Source organism: Niastella vici, from assembly GCF_002077945.1.
Lineage (GTDB): Bacteria > Bacteroidota > Bacteroidia > Chitinophagales > Chitinophagaceae > Niastella > Niastella vici.
The window spans coordinates 193,643-210,771 of record NZ_LVYD01000044.1 but is presented as its reverse complement, the minus strand read 5'-3'; the positions used below and the strand labels follow the sequence as shown (position 1 = coordinate 210,771).

Genomic DNA, 17,129 nt, shown 5'->3' with positions numbered 1-17,129 from the left:
TCACCCGCGAAATGTAAATTTTATGCATAGATGAAAAAGTTCATTAATTATTTGAATTGGAGCATGCTGGCTGGCAGTACAATTATAGTTTGCCTGTTTCTTATTGTGATACTAATTGAGCTTTTTTCAAAAGGATTGCCCGCTATTACAATTGATTTTATTTTCAAATATCCTTCAGAAGGAATGACAAAAGGAGGTATATTTCCGGCGATCATAGGCACTGTTTTAGTAACCTTGTTAACAACGGCTTTTGCCGTTCCTTTTGGTATCGCCTGTGCCATTTACCTGGGTGAATATGCCGGGAATTCCCGCACAACAAGACTGATACGTGCTGCCATCAGAAATCTTTCCGGGATTCCATCCATTATATACGGGTTATTTGGCCTGGCATTATTTGTACAGGCCATGCGCCTGGGAACATCTTTGTTTTCGGCAGGCTTAACATTAGGGCTTCTTTCACTACCCTACATCATTACCACTACTGAAGAATCTTTAAAACGTGTTCCCACCACAACCCGGGAAGCTGCTTTAGCGGTAGGCGCCACACAATTTGAAATGATCAAAGATGTTGTACTTCCGGTAGCGCTACCGGATATTTTAACGGGAATAGTACTTACCTTGTCGAGAGCAGCAGGAGAAACCGCCCCTATTCTTTTTACCGGAGTTACTTTTTATACCAGTGGTTTGCCCGGCTCAGTGACGCAGGAATTTATGGCGCTACCCTATCATCTATATATTTTATCAACACAACATCAGTCTGTAGAACAGGTAAGGCCATTAGCCTATGGAACTGCGGTAGTGCTTATTTCGGTTGTATTTATTTTAAACCTTGTGGCATTTTATATGCGGTATAAGCGTAGAAGATATGACTAATAACAAAAAATTATCTACAGAGGGGCTTAACCTTTATTTCAGCGAAAAGCATATACTGAAGGATGTTGCCATTGGTATTCCGCAAAATAAAATAACTGCCCTTATCGGGCCTTCAGGTTGTGGCAAAACCACCCTGCTACGCACCTTTAACCGTTTGCACGATTTATTAGATTATGTAAAAATTACCGGTAAAGTAATGATAGATGATACCAATATATATGACCCCAAAATCTCAGCCGTTGAAATAAGAAAGCGGATAGGTATGGTTTTTCAAAAACCGAATCCTTTTCCAAAAAACATATATGATAATATTGCTTACGGCTTAAAGGTTAACAATACTGATCCGTATCGAATACCTCAGCTTGTAGAGCAATCATTACGGGAGAGTTTTTTGTGGGATGAAGTAAAAGATGAACTAAAAAAACCGGCCATTCAGTTGTCGGGCGGGCAGCAACAGCGGTTGTGTATTGCAAGGGCTGTGGCATTACGGCCTGAAGTAATACTGATGGATGAGCCATGTTCAGCATTAGATCCTTTCAGTTCTCTTAAAATTGAAGACCTTATAAGGGAGCTCAGGAAATCTTATACGGTAGTCATTGTAACCCACAATATGCAACAGGCGCAACGGCTTTCTGATTACACCGCTTTTATGTACCTTGGGCAGCTCATTGAATTCGGTACAACTAAAGAGATTTTTAATAATCCGCAACACGATCTTACCAAAAATTATGTAACAGGGCATTTTGGTTAGTATTTAGTTATTTCCCAGCGTGCAATAGTCGTTTTTAAAAACAAAACACCCTGGCTGAATTTAGAAGTTCACCTGAACAAAGACAGAGAGATACTTGTCCGGTTATGAAATAATTATTTTTGCCCTTTTTTTTATGTAACTTTAGAAACAGGTCTTTTCGATACGGTAATGCGATGTGAAAAAAAACAATGTACGGCGTCTAATGAATTCACTTTCACCCGCACAAAAAAGAAACTCGGTTTTATAGCGGGTCTTTTACTGGTACTGTTGCCTAAATGCCCTTTTTGTGTGATGGCCTTTTCCAGTACGTTCATTCTATGTGGCGAAGCAGGAACTTTCACAACCGCACATACATACACATCTTCAACCACTTTTTTACTTACCCTTTTATTTTGTGGAATCACCCTCATTGGATTAATTTTTAATTACCGTGATATCAGAACAAAATATGCAATACTGCTGGCTTTGGCAGGATCGTTATGCATCTTATTCAGTGTAACCAGCGGAGGCGGACTTGCTTTGTATTACAGCGGTGTACTTTTTATTTTTACAGGCGTTTGGTTGAATGGAAGCTTACTTTTTTTTATTGCTAAAATCAGGGCTTTTTTTAGTCAGAACAGCGGCAATAAACCGGTTGAATTTAAATGATCGCAAACAGGAAAGGGACCGATTAAGATCATTGTTTTGCAGTATGCTATTCTGTACCTTCTCAATGCTTTATTCATTGTTTTCAGGTCTTCATTGTAAATAAACAAACTATATTTTATGATTGCTCAGTCGTTTCAGTACGAATCGCCGGGGACATTAGCCGAGGCCATTTCGATGCTAAACAAGTATGGCGAGGAAGCCAAGATTCTTTCAGGTGGCCATAGCCTGATACCAATGATGAAACTGCGGCTTGCAACTCCTGAATGGCTCATTGATATTAATGGCATACCCGGTCTTTCAGACATTAAAAAAGAGGGTGATGTAATAAAAATTGGCGCGCTTACTACCGAAGCCGACATTGAACACTCAGACCTGCTGAAAAAACATTTTCCCCTGTTTGCCGATGTTACCAAACTGATTGCCGACCCCCAGGTTCGCAATGTTGCCACCATTGGCGGAAACCTCGCTCATGGTGATGCGGCCAACGACCATCCCGCGGTAATGCTGGCTCTGCATGCGACCATTATTGCAACAGGATCTGGTGGCAAACGCAGCATTCCTATTGATGAATTTTTTCAAGGCTTTTACATGACAGCTTTACAACACGGAGAAATTCTTACAGAAATTCAAATTCCTGTGCCTTCTGCAGGAACCGGAAGCGCCTATCACAAACTCGAAAGAAAGGTGGGCGACTATGCTACTGCCGGCGTTGCCGTTCAGCTAACGCTTGATGGAAATGATGTTTGTAATTCCGCAGGTATTGGCCTTACCAATGTAAATCCAATACCCCTGCGCGCATCACGAAGCGAGCAGGCGTTAACAGGCAAGCGGCTTACAGATGAAACCATTGAAGAAGCGGCCAGGTATGCTTCTGAAGATTGTAGCCCCTCTTCTGACCTACGCGGCAGTGAAGAATACAAACGCCATTTAGTTGCTGTGCTGGTAAAGCGTATGATCCGTAAAGCAGCTGAAAGAGCCAGGAAATAAATCATATCCTGAAGTGAAACTGATTTCATCTAAAAAAAATATTTTGAAAAATGCTAAAGAAAATAACAGTCACTGTAAATGAAACACCGCATCACCTGGAGGTGGAACCCCGCCTGTTGCTGGTGCATATGATAAGGGAGTTACTGAACCTTACAGGTACACACATAGGTTGCGATACCACCAGTTGTGGCGCCTGCACTATTTTGTTGAATGGGAAAAGCGTAAAGTCCTGCACTATTCTGGCCGTTCAGGCCAATGGCAAATCGATCACCACTATTGAAGGACTGGCGCCCGAAGGTGGCCCGCTCACCCCCCTGCAGGAAGGCTTTAAAGAAAACCATGGATTGCATTGCGGCTTCTGCACCCCGGGAATGATCCTGCGCGCCACTGAATTGCTGGCACGCAACAACAATCCTACAGAGGAAGAAATTCGCTGGGGTATTAGCGGCAACCTTTGCCGTTGCACGGGTTACAATAATATTGTAAAAGCCATTCTGTATGCCAGCGCCAAAATGCGGGGAGAGGCGCTTCCATCTACCGAACCGGAATTTGTATAACAACTTTAATAATTAACGAATTAATTCCTGTATATATGACTCAATGCAAAACATCAAAGGAAATCGGTGGCATGGGGCATTCCCTGAAAAGAAAAGAGGATGCAAGGTTCATCCAGGGTAAAGGACATTACGTTGATGACATCAAGCTACCAGGCATGTTGTATATGGATATTGTAAGAAGTCCGTATGCTTATGCAAAGATCAAAAGCATCAACATAGAAGAGGCTATGAAAGTGCCAGGCGTTATTACCGTTGTTACAGGTAAAGACCTCGAAAAATACAAACTTCACTGGATGCCCACGCTGATGAGCGATACACAAATGGTATTGCCCACCGATACGGTGATGTACCAGGCGCAGGAAGTTTGTGCAGTAATTGCTACCAGCAAGTATGCTGCCCGTGATGGTCGTGAAGCAGTAAAGGTAGAGTACGAGCCCATGAAACCCGTTATGGACCCGTTCAAATCACTGGATCCTGCTGCACCGGTGCTGCGTACTGACAAACCGGGCAAAAAAGACAATCACATCTGGCACTGGCAGGCAGGTGATAAAGAAAAAACAGCGCAGGTTTTTGCCAATGCCGATGTGGTGATAAAACAACAGATGCATATTCCACGCATTCACGTTGTATCTATTGAAACCTGTGGCTGCGTTGCCGATTATGATAAGGTAAATCATCACCTTACCATGTATATGACTACACAGGCGCCTCATGCTATAAGAACGGTGATTGCATTGGTGGCAGGCCATGTGGGCTTAAGTGAAGAAAGGATCCGTGTGGTGAGCCCGGATATCGGCGGGGGCTTTGGTGGTAAAGTACCTGTATACCCCGGCTATGTTATTGCAATTGCAGTTTCGTTCCTGGTGGGTAAGCCCGTGAAATGGATTGAAGACCGCAGTGAAAATCTGCAGGCCGACTCATTTGCCCGGGATTACCACATCACCGCTGAATTGGCCGGTACAAAGGAAGGTAAGATACTAGCCACCCGCTTTAAAGTGCTCGCCGACCATGGTTATACAGATGCGGCTGCCAACCCATCAAAATTCCCGCTTGGTTTGTTCTCTATTTGTACAGGTTCATATGATTATAACGCTGCTTTCGTGGAAGCCGATGCAGTATATACCAATAAACCTCCAGGCGGCGTGGCTTACCGATGTTCATTCCGCGTTACAGAAGCAGTTCAGGCAATTGAACGCCTCACTGATATGTTTGCCAAGAAAATAGGTAAAGACCCGGCCGAACTTCGTATGCAGAATTTTATAAAAAAGGAAGATTTTCCATGGCATTCCCCCACCGGCTGGATTTATGACAGCGGCAATTATCAGGCAGGTTTGCAAAAAGCCATGGATGTAGTGGGATATGCTGCCTTGCGCAAAGAACAGGCGGAGAAACAGGCCCGTGGTGAATTGATGGGTATAGGCATTTCTACATTCACAGAAATAGTGGGCGCCGGCCCTTCCAAAGACTTTGATATCCTTGGTATAAAAATGTTCGATAGTGCCGAGATAAGGGTACACCCGACCGGAAAGGCTATTGCACGGTTTGGTACAAAATCACAGGGCCAGGGCCATGAAACTACTTATGCCCAGATCATCGCAGAAGAATTAGGTATCCCTGCAGAAAACATCCAGGTAGAAGAAGGCGATACCGATACAGCGCCTTACGGTCTCGGTACCTATGCCAGCCGCAGTACACCCACTGCCGGGGCGGCCGCTGCCGTGGCTTCCCGCAAGCTTCGCGATAAGGCACGCAAAATTGCTGCCTACCTGCTCGAAGTAAGTGAAAATGATCTTGAATGGGAAACAGGAAAGTTCTTTGTAAAAGGCGCTCCTGAAAAATCAAAGACCATCCAGGAAATTGTTTTCGCAGCTTATACCAATCACCCGCAAGGTATGGAAGCCGGCTTCGAAGCAACCCATTATTACGATCCGCCAAATCTTACTTTCCCTTCCGGCGCTTACATCTGTGTGGTGGATATTGATAAGGAAACCGGCGCCATTCATATCCGGCGGTTTGTTGCTATTGATGATTGCGGTAATATTATCAACCCCATGATTGTACAGGGACAGGTGCACGGCGGGCTTACACAAGCCGTTGCTCCTGCTATGTATGAAGAGCTGATTTATGACGGGGAAGGCAATATTCTTAATGGTACGCTGATGGATTACCTGGTGCCAACAGCAGTTGAATCGCCGAAGTGGGAAACGGGTCACACCTGTACACCTTCCCCCCATCACCCTATTGGTGCAAAAGGTGTGGGTGAATCGCCTACTGTAGGAGGGCCGCCGGCCATTGCCAATGCCATCATCGATGCTTTGTCGCCTTTTGGCATCACGCACATCGATATTCCTATCACACCTTACAAAGTGTGGAAGGCCCTGAAGGAGCATGGTGCATACGATAAATAAAATGTTTGTAATTATGAATACAACAATCACAAAATCATTCCACGTAGAGCATAGTATTGAAGATGTGTGGGCCAATCTTACCAATCCCGAAAAGGTAGTGGCATGTGTGCCCGGCGCTTCACTTACTGAAAAAGTAGACGACAACAATTTCAAAGGAGCAGTGCAACTGAAATTCGGACCTGTAAAAGCCAGCTATGGCGGCCTGGTCACGTTCACGGAAAGAGATGCAGCTACGCATAAAATGACGCTAAAGGGAACCGGCACAGATACCAAAGGAAAAGGAGGCGCCGAAATGGTAATGAATGGAAAACTGGCAGAAAAGGATGGCGGCACTGATGTTAATGTTTCCATGGAGATGAGCATCACAGGTATGCTGGCACAACTTGGAAGCAGGTTGATCAATGATGTAAGCAACCAGGTGTTTGACCAGTTTGTAAACAACTTCAAAGCACAACTTGCCGGGAAAGAGGTAGATAGCTCGTTGCATGCAGGCTCTATAGCAGGAAGCATGATCAAAGGAATAATTGGAGGTAAAAAATCGTAAACCAGTGCAAACACTTAATAGTCCATCAGAAATAGTGGAAGCGTTGGAAAAACACCAGTATGTGGCTGATGAAGAATTTGCCACAGCCCTGTTTCTGTTACTGAAGCTTCAAAAGCCACTGCTGCTGGAAGGTCCACCTGGTGTGGGAAAAACCGAGATTGCCCTGGTGCTGTCGCAATTGCTTGAAACCAGGCTCATCCGGCTACAGTGCTACGAAGGATTAGATATCAATGCTGCTGTTTACGAATGGAATTATCAAAAACAATTGCTTGGCATTAAGCTGCAGGAAGGCACCAATCTTTCTGTGGAAGAAAAAGAGCATCACATTTTCAGCCATGAGTATTTACTGATGCGGCCATTACTGCAAAGCATCATGGAAGAAAGTAAAGCACCTGTTCTATTAATAGACGAAATCGACAGAAGTGACGAAGAATTTGAAGCTTTTTTGCTGGAACTGTTATCTGTATTCCAGATCACCATACCAGAGTTAGGTACCATTAAAGCGAAATACAAACCATACGTAATTCTTACATCAAACCGGACCCGAGAATTGAGCGACGCTTTGAAACGCCGGTGCCTGTATCACTGGATAGATTATCCGGATCTTGAAAAGGAAATGCTGATCGTAAAAAAAAGATTGCCGGGTATTGAGCAACTTTTATTACAGCAGATAGTTCGACATGTACAGGACTTCAGGCAACGAAAACTGGAAAAAACGCCCGGGGTAAGTGAAACCATCGACTGGGCAGAAAGCCTGATGGCGCTTGGGTACAGGGATATGAATGCGAAAGCATTTGTACAAACGCTGGGAACTGTATTGAAATCGGTGGATGATATTAACCAGGTAAAAAAGGATTTTGTTGCTCCTCTTTAGTATTCAGAAGGTCATCATAATAAAAGCGTAATTGCATTTCAAATGAAACAACAGGCATTTCAAACTAACAGTATTGCTGAAAGCGTAGTGGCATTTGGACAGTATGTCAGAAGTCATGGCCTCAATGTGGGCATACAGGAAACGCAGGATGCACTACGTTGTTTAAAAGAAGGGTTGATCAGCGACAAGAATAGTTTTAGATATGCATTGAAAACGATTTTCTGTACTACGCCGGAAGAAAGAGAGTTGTTTGAGAAATTGTTTCTTCGCTATTGGGATACGAATCCTGTAGATATGCAGGAAAAAAAGAATAAAACTTCAGTGCAGGGATCATTTAATAAAAAGGCCAGTGCATCGCTGGTCATGCTCGGTTTCGGAAAAACAGCAGCTCCTGAAGATGAAGGCAGGAATGTTTCAGGAGCCAATGAAACCGAGCGATTGAAGCGGACAGATCTTTCTAAACTGAATGAGATGGATGCTGCTTTGCTTGAAGAGATAGCCATGAAACTGTTTATGCAAATGGCATTGCGGTTACGCAGGCGTATGAAGGAAGACCGAAATAAAGGACAGATCAGTTTGCGGCGTACGATCAGGCGAAGTATTGGTTATGGCGGTGAACCGATCGAATTATTCAGAAGAGCACAGAAGCCCAAAAAACAACGGCTGATCGTTTTGCTGGATGTAAGTGGCTCAATGGATAAATACAGTTATTTGCTGCTTCGCTTTATTTATGCCTTGCGTACCTATTTCCGGCAACTGGAAGCATTTGTGTTTAGTACGTCGCTGATAAGGATCACCAAAGCGTTGCAACCGAACCAGCTTGATGTTGTTTTGGCCACTATTAGCGAACAGGCTGATAATTGGAGCAGCGGCACACGAATAGGTGAATGTTTCGCAGCGTTCAATAACAAATATGGCAAACTGCTGTTGAACGGATCGCCTTCCATACTTATTTTAAGTGATGGATTAGATACCGGCGACCCTGCCCTGCTTGAACGGGAAATGATTAAAATGCACAAACGAGCGAGAAAAATAATCTGGATGAACCCATTAAAAGGAATGAAGGGATATGCTCCCGAAGCGAGGGGTATGAAAGCGGCACTCCCTGCAATAGATGATTTTCGGTCGGCACATAACCTGGAAAGTTTATTGGATCTTGAAAATATTTTGGCAAATGCCTGACAATTTTTTAGAATATGCACTTGAGCTGAAAAAGAAGAATGAGCCGTTTGCTATGGCCATTGTTGTAAGGCGTGAAGCGCCCAGCAGCGGCAAAGCAGGCGATAAAGCTGTGATAAACAAATTTGGTGAAATGCTTGGCTGGGTGGGTGGCGGTTGTGTGCAAGGGATCGTTATCAAAGAAGCTGAAGATGCTATGAAAAGTGGCAAGCCGAGGACCGTAAAAATCGGAAGATCAATTCTGCCATTGAAACAGGATGGCGTTAAGGAATATGAAATGACTTGTCAGAGCGAAGGAACGGTAGAAATATTTATTGAACCGGTGATGCCGCAACCACACCTGGTAGTGTTGGGAAAATCTGCCATTGCAAAGTCACTGGTGAAACTGGCACATGCTGCCGGTTATCGCATAACAGGTGTGGCAGAGGGTGCAAATCTTCAAACTTATGAAAAAGTGGATGAATTAATTACACAAATCAGCCTGGCGAACGTGAAAACAACACCGGGTTCTTTCATCGTAGTGGCTACACAAGGTGAACAGGACGAAAAGGCATTGGAAGAAGCATTAAAAAAAGCAAACACTTATGTGGGGTTTGTCGCCAGCAGAAAAAAAATGGCTTTTCTTGCAAATTATCTTGCTGATGCAGGAATAGATAAGAATACTATTGCGACCATCAAATCTCCGGCTGGTATTGATATTAGCGCCAAAAGTCCTGAAGAAGTGGCAATCAGTATACTGGCGGAAATGATACAGGTGCAGCATAGTACACCTCACCTGGGTTCGTTTGAGCGGTTTGATGAATCGAAAGCTGAAACAGGAACCTCGCCCCAATATTATATCAACCCGGTTTGTGGAATTCCGGTAGACATAAATAATCCTATGCATATCATTGACTACAAAGGAGGAAAAGTGTATTTCTGCTGCGATGGATGCAAGGTGAAGTTTGAAGCTGACCCTGAAAAATATATGAAAAAAGAAAAAAATACTACTTAATAATAATTAAAAACTACCCTTCACAAAAGAGAAGGAGAATTGTATATGAAAGAACTTCGTGAAATAATAAAGGCTTATGATTCCGCCGTTCACACCGGCAAAAAAACAGCATTAGCAGCAGTAGTGCATTTGAATGGGTCCTCTTATCGTCGTCCTGGTGCACGCATGTTGGTAACTGATGACGGAGAGCTGACCGGTGCTATCAGTGGAGGCTGCCTGGAAGGAGATGCTTTGCACAAGGCCATGTTGGTTTTGGCTCAACAGCAATCGAAACTGGTAACTTACGATACCAGCGACGAAGACGATGCTACTATTGGTATTCAACTTGGATGCGCTGGTATTATCCAGGTGTTGTTTGAACCTATCGATCCAAATAATCACAACAATCCCATCCAGCTTTTACGCAAAGTGATTGCGCTCCGGCAAAATGCGGTAATGGTAACATTATTCTCAATGGAAGATAAAAAAAACGAACAACCCGGTACCTGCCTGCTCCTGGAAGAAAATGGAAATATCTCAGGAACAATTCCATATCCCCACTTGCACGACGCCATTATGGAAGATGTTCATGGGGCTATGCAACAGCAGGCTTCTTCTTTTAAAAATTATGTTGATAAGAAATTTTCGGTTACTGCGTTCATTGAGTTTTTGCAGCCTGCGGTTTCACTGGTGGTGGTAGGAGCAGGAAATGATGCCATACCCATGATGCAAATCGCCGACACCATAGGATGGGAAGTAAGGGTGGTTGATGGCCGAAGTACGCATGCCAGGCCTGAACGTTTTGCCAGTGCCTGCCAGGTGTTAGTAAGCAAACCGGAAAAGGTTTTGGACCAAATACCTATTGATGAACAAACTGTTTTTGTAATGATGACGCACAATTATAATTACGATCTTGCCATGCTGAAAGCATTGTTACAGCGGAAAGTGAAGTACATTGGTATCCTGGGACCAAAGAAAAAGCTTGATCGTATGCTGGACGATTTGCATAATGAAGGAATACAGTTAAGCGGGGAGCAATTGAATACGATTTATGGACCGGTAGGTTTGGAAATTGGTGCCGAAACAGCAGAAGAGATCGCACTCAGCATCATTGCAGAAATTAAAGCTGTGCTTACCGGAAAACCCGGCGGATCATTACGCAACAAGCAGGATGTAATTCATTCAAGAACGGATTCTTTCATTGGAGAATAGCGATTATATTGAGCCGGTTTGTTATAGTCTTTCCAAAAGGTGTTTATCACTGTGACCGCCTGTCATTGAAAAGCGGCTTTAGCAATAAATAGGCAATGATTTTATTATTCACCATTTTAACTTTCTTTTCAACGCTGGCCGGCGGCCTGTTTGCCTTTCGGCATAAAGATAAACCCGGGCTCATTTCCGGATTCAGCGCAGGAGCTGTTATAGGAGTGAGTTTTTTTGATCTATTACCTGAATCATTATCGCTTGGAAACAGGTATTATACACCCGGTTTCATTACAGCTTTGGCAGCGCTTGGCTTTTTTTTCTATATGATCATGGACAGATTGACATTGCTGCATTTCCATTATAAAGGAATACAAACAAATAATCGCGGAAACCTGGGTGCAGGTAGTTTATCTGTGCACAGTTTTTTTGATGGCATTGCTATCGGAATTGCATTTCAAACTTCCAATTCGGTTGGAATAGCTGTTGCAATGGCAGTTATTGTGCACGATTTTTCCGATGGACTGAATACAGTAAGCGTTGTATTGAAAAATGACAACCTGAACAGGCGCAGGCATGCATTTAAATGGCTGCTTGCTGACTCCATTGCCCCTGTGCTCGGAATCACCTCAACATTTTTTTTCACACTCTCAGACGCCATGTTTGCAGTAGTATTATCGATTTTCAGCGGCTTCTTTTTTTATATCGGCGCCAGTGATCTATTGCCTGAAAGCCAGCATAAATATCCCTCAATGTGGACTACCGGTATGACAATATTTGGAGCTGCAGTAATATATGCTGTTCTTAAATTAGGGGCATTATGAGCAACCCCAATGATTCAGCACAGCTGGTGCAAAGTAGGCGTATCTCTAATGTTGTTGTTCAGCAATATGAAAATGGCTATGTTGAAGTTTGAGGCATAAATCCTACAACTCTGTTTTATTTCGAATAAGCTCCATACCAGGCAGCTCCCAGCAAAGCAGTTTCTTCGTTTAAAATTACTTTTACAGCAACATCCTGCAATAAAGTTTTAAGTCGTCCACTGTCACAAAAATATTTCAGAAATATATCCTTTTGCACCAGGTGCAGGATTTTAGGTAAAATGCCACCACCAATGAATAAACCGCCGGTAGCTTTTAGTTTTAGCACAAGATTGGCCGATTCTTCAGCCAGGTATCTTATAAACAGATCGATAGCCTCTTTGCATATTGAACAACTGTCTGCATTTTCAGAAATCACTATTGCATGGTCATGAATTAGCATTTTTTCCGTTAGCCAGGGAGGTACTTCTCTTTCCTTTACTTTAACCAGGAAATCATATATGTTACAAATTCCGGGGCCGCTGATCAACCGCTCCCAGCTTACATGGCCAAACTTTTTATGCAAATAATTGTAGATTTCTGTATCCATTTCAGTACGTGGAGAAAAATCACAATGGCCACCTTCTGTTGCAAACGGATGCCATGTGTTCCTATCCCAATATAAGCCGGCCTCACCTAGACCGGTGCCCGGTGCTATAATCGCAATGTTTCCTGCAGTATCTTTTTTGCCTTCATTTATTACCGAAATATCTTTTGGATTCAGGACAGACAGCCCATAGGCTGTAGCTTCAAGATCATTAATCAACACAACCGGAACATGGTTGAAATGATCCGATATTTCCGAACCATTCACATCCAAAGGAATATTGGTAATGCTAACATTCCCGTCACGAACAGGTCCGGCTACGCCTAATGAAATTATGTCAGGCATTTTCTCCGAATTTAAAAAATAGGTAATCATTTTTTTTAGATCAGGATAATCTTTTGTTTTGTAATGTGCCTTTTTAGACGCGAACAGATCTTCACCGCTGCAATAATAAACAGCCAGATTGGTTTTTGTTGCACCAACGTCCCCAGCTAGTATGGCAAATTGGGCAGGCCGGGGAGTAAACCGGGGAAAAGCTACAGGAATAAGCATATAACAACAATAATATATCTAAAATATTATTACCTCTGATGTAATTCAATGATGATCATCAATGCCCTGCCTGTTTAATATCACTTTCTTAACAATTAAATCAATTATGACAATTGGCCAAATCAGGTTCATGTTATTCAGGCTTACGGATATTTAATGTAGATGAAAAATTCTGCAATTATTATCATTACCTGTTCTGACGGCCATCATTTATCTTCTATATCCTGAATATTAAATTTGATTAGTATGCGGGGTTATGTATACATTTTTAAAATCAGGTTATAAATATTCAATCTATTGACACTTAAACACATTAAACCATTGTATCATGTTTGCCGACCGAAAAGAAGCTGCTTTGCTGTTAGCTAATGCACTTGAAAAATACAAGGGAGAAAAGGTAATTGTATTAGGTATTCCACGGGGAGGCGCTGAAACCGCTTATTATGCTGCCCACTTCCTCAACGCCGAATTTTCCCTTTTAATTGTGCGAAAACTGGGACATCCGCGTGATCCGGAATATGCATTTGGAGCAATGGCTGAAGATGGAACTGTTTACTATAATCCTTTTGCCGAAATAGAATTGTCGCAGGAAGCGATCGATACAGTGGAGGAGCAACAACAAAAGGAAATCGAGCGAAGAAAACAAATTTTCCGCAAAGGCCAACCGCTGCCGGAAATAAAAAATAAAACAGTAATTATTGTTGATGATGGCATTGCTACCGGCGCTACTATTATTGCTGCCATAAAAATGTGCCAAAAAAAGGAAGCCGGAAAAATTGTAGTGGCAGCACCGGTTGCATCCGAAAGAATAGAAAAAGAATTGTTGAAAGAGGCAGACGAAGTAGTTATCCTTGAAACACCTGCTTTTTTTCACGCAGTATCGCAGGCTTACGAATCATTTTGTAATCTTACCGATCAACAGGCGCTGGCATTTATGGAAAGATGGGAGAAAGAAAAAAATATTGTAAAACCCTAAAACTAAACTCATGAATAGACAACTATCCCTCGATAACTGCAGGTTGTAAATATTTATTAAACCACAAGCCGGCCTCTTCACATACCTGTTCCATCTTTCCCTTTTCTTCAAACAGATGAGTAGCGCCAGGTATTACTGCAAGCTTTTTTTCACAGGTAAGTTGCATATATGCCTTCCGATTTAATTCGAGCACTTCAAAATCAAGGCTTCCTACAATCAGTAATGTAGGCGATTCTATTTTTTCCAATACATTCATAGCAAGATCGGGCCTGCCACCACGACTTACAATGGCGGTTAACCGCGTGAGATAAGCGGCTGCATGTAAGGCTGAAGCAGCTCCGGTACTTGCGCCAAAATATCCTAACCTGTGTCCTTTTACAAATGGTTGTTTTTCCAGCCATTCTGTAGCGCCAATTAATCGGTCGGTCAGCAATTCAATATTAAAACGATTTTGATAATACTGATCTTCTAAAGGGGTAAGCAGGTCGAACAAAAGTGTACCAAAATGTTGCTTATGCAGATACTCGGCCACCATGATATTGCGTGGACTTAAATGACTACTTCCACTACCATGTGAAAAAATCACTATTCCATTTGCAGTCACAGGGATAATCAGTTTACCATCCAGCTTGATGTTGCCCAAAGGAATAGTTACGTCGTTGTTATATATAAAATCCATAAAAAGTTTATAACCGGTTCATTCTTTAATAATTTCCAGAAACAATCCTCATTTTCCGCCACATGTCATTAAAAGCAAAGTTTTTGATTACAGAAATAGTGTAATAAATGCAAGGGATGCCCGAAAAGAACACCCCCTGCCAGAATAAAAAAAAACGATTTGCCCAATCACCTGTCAGCTGACAAAATAGTAGCAGACTGACGGTTTATATTATCTTTTACATGCTGTTTTAACGGCAAACTGTTAAAATGCGTCGTAATATCCCTTACAGATTCTTCAGCTAATTCATGATTTCCTGCCCGCTGGTAAGATTTTGCCAGCTTGTGCATGCAATGCTGTAGAGCGATATTATCCAAACCCCGACCTGCTTTGGATTTATTAATTACTGTTTTCAGCAATGCCTGGCCCCATTCAAAATCGGGCTTGCGAATATATATTTTCTTATCTGCCGTAATGGTTTTGAATGTTCGCTGGGCATTGACCCCTTTTATGTATTGTACATATACCGCCAGCGGATGATCTTTGAACTTTTCAGTTAATAATACATCAAGCGAATCATTGGCCTTTTGCAAATAAGGGGCATCAGACCCCATAAAGGCTAAAAGATACCCTACATCATTATTCAACATTAAATTGGCCAATTCATTATCGTCAGCAGTTACCGGGTTGTTTACGCGTATAGCCAATGTATCTGAAATAATGCGTGAGCCATCGCGATGATAATAAACAGCCCTCAACTGGTAGGTACCCACCTGATCAAAAATAAATCCGTTTCTGCCAAATCCAATATAGGAGCTTTGATAAACAGCAGGTTGGGTAGCATTTAAAATGGAATAACTGGGTTCACTGTCCATTTCAGCAACCGGTTCATACACCAATATTTCACCACCTGGTTTCTTAATACCAATTGTAATGAAACCAAAATCTGCATGCAGGAGACTGTTTACCTGTTGATTTATCATACTGGTGGTTCTCAACTGTGTTTCCAGGAAAACCGGTTCGCCCAGCAAATACGACCGCCTGGCTTCCAGTTTCAGCACCAGGCTCGATTTGTTTTCAACATTGTCTTCAAACAGTACACCAATATCAGATGAAGCCGCTGCCATTGTAAATGGATTTCTGCTCCTGATAAGATTTGGCCTGAAACCGTGCCGTAAATGAGTTACTTCTACCGGATCGAACTGGAAGGAGAACTCATTCCAGAATGCCGATGGCCCACCCGGATATAACTGTGGATAATTCATCCAGGAAAGTGAATCAGGAATATTAGGCTTGGGTGGTGTTGCATAACTTTTTTGCCAGGTATGCGCCAGGTTAAAGCAGTGCCCCAATTCGTGAATGCAGGTATACAACTGCTGTCGCTGTTTTTCGGGGGAAGTTCCGGCTAAACTTTTGTAAAATATGGCACAAGCCTGTTGTTGAAAACCGGGCTGGTTGAACATGATTCCATGTAAACCAGGACCATAGCTATGCTCACCGGCATGCAGCAACCAAATGGCCCATTCCGGCTTTTCTTCGTACGTACTAAAATGATTCATCATGGCACAATGCAGCTCGGCATTGCTCCACCTGGCTTCAAGACCGGATACACTCAGCTGCATAGTATTCGTTATGCCGGCAGTAATCATATCAACGCCGGCTTCCTGGTAAGCAGTATTAATAGAAAGCACCCTGTCGGGACCTCCCGATGGCAATACCCCTGTATTGAACGAAATAAAAGGTGTTACGCCTTCGACACAATCCTGTTCCAGTTGCGCTGTGCGAAAAGCCCTGCCAGTATTATTGCATACATACATGGCACCCGGTGTATTGGTGCTTGCATGGTACCATTGCAACATAGCCGGTGAAAGGGCCTGGAAAACGGATGTTTGTTTAATGGTAATTTTCAGCCGGGTGTACGAGGTTGACCAGGAGGTTTTTGCTGTACCATTGATCATGATCATTCCATTAGCAATGGAGGCGGTAATACCATCGGCCAGGAAAGAACCAAAATAAGATTTGGTTTGCCCGGAAATCAGAAAATATTCACCGCTTACTTTTAGCAACGGATTAAATCCGTCAATATCAATTCTCAACATCATTTCGAATGGACCAAACTGACCGGTATAGCGTCCAAACACTTTGTTCTTTTCGATACGGAAGGGAATCTCTTTTTCAACCATTATCTCTGCCGCTTCTGCGGCTTCAGCCATCCTCGTTTCTTCTTCAGCCAAAGTTGTTAACAGAACCTCTTCCGGTTCGCGGGTAAATAGCCTTTCTTTTTTTTCAGTCAGTTCTTTCTTTTCCTTTAATGGCGTTCTGGACTTTTGGGTTGAGGGGGCAGCAATAGTTTCGGCAATAGATGCAGCGACGGATGACTGCGTGGGAGAATTCGGTTCGGCCAGTGCATTGGTATGCCCATTGGTTTGAAGATAACTCATAAATATTGTTTTAAAACTGAACAAAACTGTACACCACTTCGCAGGTGAGGTTTACGCTTCATTTCAGGAAAATGAAGAACCGCGTTTTATCGCTGAAC

The 17,129-nt window shown here is 42.9% G+C and carries 16 protein-coding genes; 12 read left to right on the top strand and 4 right to left on the bottom strand.

Annotated features, from left to right (window positions below; genetic code table 11):
* Positions 1-30 precede the first annotated feature (30 nt).
* Both pstA and pstB read left to right on the top strand, forming a co-directional pair.
* A complete protein-coding gene (pstA, locus tag A3860_RS14950; protein WP_081147521.1) occupies positions 31-873 on the top strand; it encodes a phosphate ABC transporter permease PstA in 843 nt (280 codons plus the stop codon).
* Entirely contained in the window at positions 866-1,624 is a 759-nt protein-coding gene (gene pstB / locus A3860_RS14945) for a phosphate ABC transporter ATP-binding protein PstB (RefSeq protein WP_081147520.1), read from the top strand. Before pstA ends, pstB begins: the two co-directional genes overlap by 8 nt.
* Before the next feature lie 131 nt (positions 1,625-1,755).
* On the opposite strand, the gene A3860_RS40555 is transcribed toward pstB, so the two are convergent.
* On the bottom strand, positions 1,756-2,034 hold the full coding sequence (locus A3860_RS40555) for a hypothetical protein (RefSeq protein ID WP_143774108.1): 279 nt from the start codon (positions 2,032-2,034) through the stop codon (positions 1,756-1,758).
* Between the two features lie 355 nt (positions 2,035-2,389).
* On the opposite strand from A3860_RS40555, the gene A3860_RS14935 reads away from it, so the two are divergent.
* From A3860_RS14935 to A3860_RS14895, 9 genes are all read left to right on the top strand, one after another.
* Positions 2,390-3,259 carry an FAD binding domain-containing protein gene (locus A3860_RS14935; RefSeq protein ID WP_081147518.1) on the top strand — a complete coding sequence of 290 codons (870 nt, stop codon included), beginning with the start codon at positions 2,390-2,392 and terminating at the stop codon, positions 3,257-3,259.
* Between the two features lie 50 nt (positions 3,260-3,309).
* The gene (locus tag A3860_RS14930) at positions 3,310-3,816 is read left to right on the top strand and encodes a (2Fe-2S)-binding protein (RefSeq protein WP_081147517.1); all 507 of its coding nucleotides are present in this window, start codon (positions 3,310-3,312) and stop codon (positions 3,814-3,816) included.
* A gap of 35 nt (positions 3,817-3,851) precedes the next feature.
* Positions 3,852-6,224, top strand: coding sequence for an aerobic carbon-monoxide dehydrogenase large subunit (locus tag A3860_RS14925; RefSeq protein WP_081147516.1), 2,373 nt, complete (start codon positions 3,852-3,854; stop codon positions 6,222-6,224).
* A 13-nt stretch (positions 6,225-6,237) separates the two neighbouring features.
* Positions 6,238-6,768: an SRPBCC family protein gene (locus A3860_RS14920; protein WP_081147603.1), complete on the top strand. Its 531-nt coding sequence runs from the start codon at positions 6,238-6,240 to the stop codon at positions 6,766-6,768.
* A 4-nt stretch (positions 6,769-6,772) separates the two neighbouring features.
* The gene (locus A3860_RS14915; protein ID WP_081147515.1) at positions 6,773-7,642 is read left to right on the top strand and encodes an AAA family ATPase; all 870 of its coding nucleotides are present in this window, start codon (positions 6,773-6,775) and stop codon (positions 7,640-7,642) included.
* Positions 7,643-7,684: 42 nt separating this feature from the next.
* On the top strand, positions 7,685-8,824 hold the full coding sequence (locus A3860_RS14910; RefSeq protein WP_081147514.1) for a vWA domain-containing protein: 1,140 nt from the start codon (positions 7,685-7,687) through the stop codon (positions 8,822-8,824).
* Positions 8,817-9,815 (top strand): XdhC family protein, encoded by a 999-nt coding sequence (locus tag A3860_RS14905; protein ID WP_158085262.1) that lies wholly within the window; start codon positions 8,817-8,819, stop codon positions 9,813-9,815. Before A3860_RS14910 ends, A3860_RS14905 begins: the two co-directional genes overlap by 8 nt.
* Positions 9,816-9,860: 45 nt before the next feature.
* Positions 9,861-11,006 (top strand): XdhC family protein, encoded by a 1,146-nt coding sequence (locus tag A3860_RS14900; protein ID WP_081147512.1) that lies wholly within the window; start codon positions 9,861-9,863, stop codon positions 11,004-11,006.
* Between the two features lie 95 nt (positions 11,007-11,101).
* Positions 11,102-11,821: a ZIP family metal transporter gene (locus A3860_RS14895; RefSeq protein ID WP_081147511.1), complete on the top strand. Its 720-nt coding sequence runs from the start codon at positions 11,102-11,104 to the stop codon at positions 11,819-11,821.
* A gap of 115 nt (positions 11,822-11,936) precedes the next feature.
* On the opposite strand, the gene glk is transcribed toward A3860_RS14895, so the two are convergent.
* The gene (gene glk, locus A3860_RS14890; RefSeq protein ID WP_081147510.1) at positions 11,937-12,956 is read right to left on the bottom strand and encodes a glucokinase; all 1,020 of its coding nucleotides are present in this window, start codon (positions 12,954-12,956) and stop codon (positions 11,937-11,939) included.
* 328 nt (positions 12,957-13,284) lie between these two features.
* Here glk and A3860_RS14885 point away from each other — a divergent pair, with 328 nt between their 5' ends.
* Complete coding sequence (locus tag A3860_RS14885) at positions 13,285-13,932, top strand: phosphoribosyltransferase (RefSeq protein WP_081147509.1); 648 nt, start codon at positions 13,285-13,287, stop codon at positions 13,930-13,932.
* 22 nt (positions 13,933-13,954) lie between these two features.
* Here A3860_RS14885 and A3860_RS14880 read toward each other — a convergent pair whose 3' ends face one another.
* Both A3860_RS14880 and A3860_RS14875 read right to left on the bottom strand, forming a co-directional pair.
* Positions 13,955-14,611 (bottom strand): dienelactone hydrolase family protein, encoded by a 657-nt coding sequence (locus A3860_RS14880; RefSeq protein WP_081147508.1) that lies wholly within the window; start codon positions 14,609-14,611, stop codon positions 13,955-13,957.
* Between the two features lie 167 nt (positions 14,612-14,778).
* Positions 14,779-17,031 (bottom strand): hypothetical protein, encoded by a 2,253-nt coding sequence (locus A3860_RS14875; RefSeq protein WP_081147507.1) that lies wholly within the window; start codon positions 17,029-17,031, stop codon positions 14,779-14,781.
* Positions 17,032-17,129: the final 98 nt, after the last annotated feature.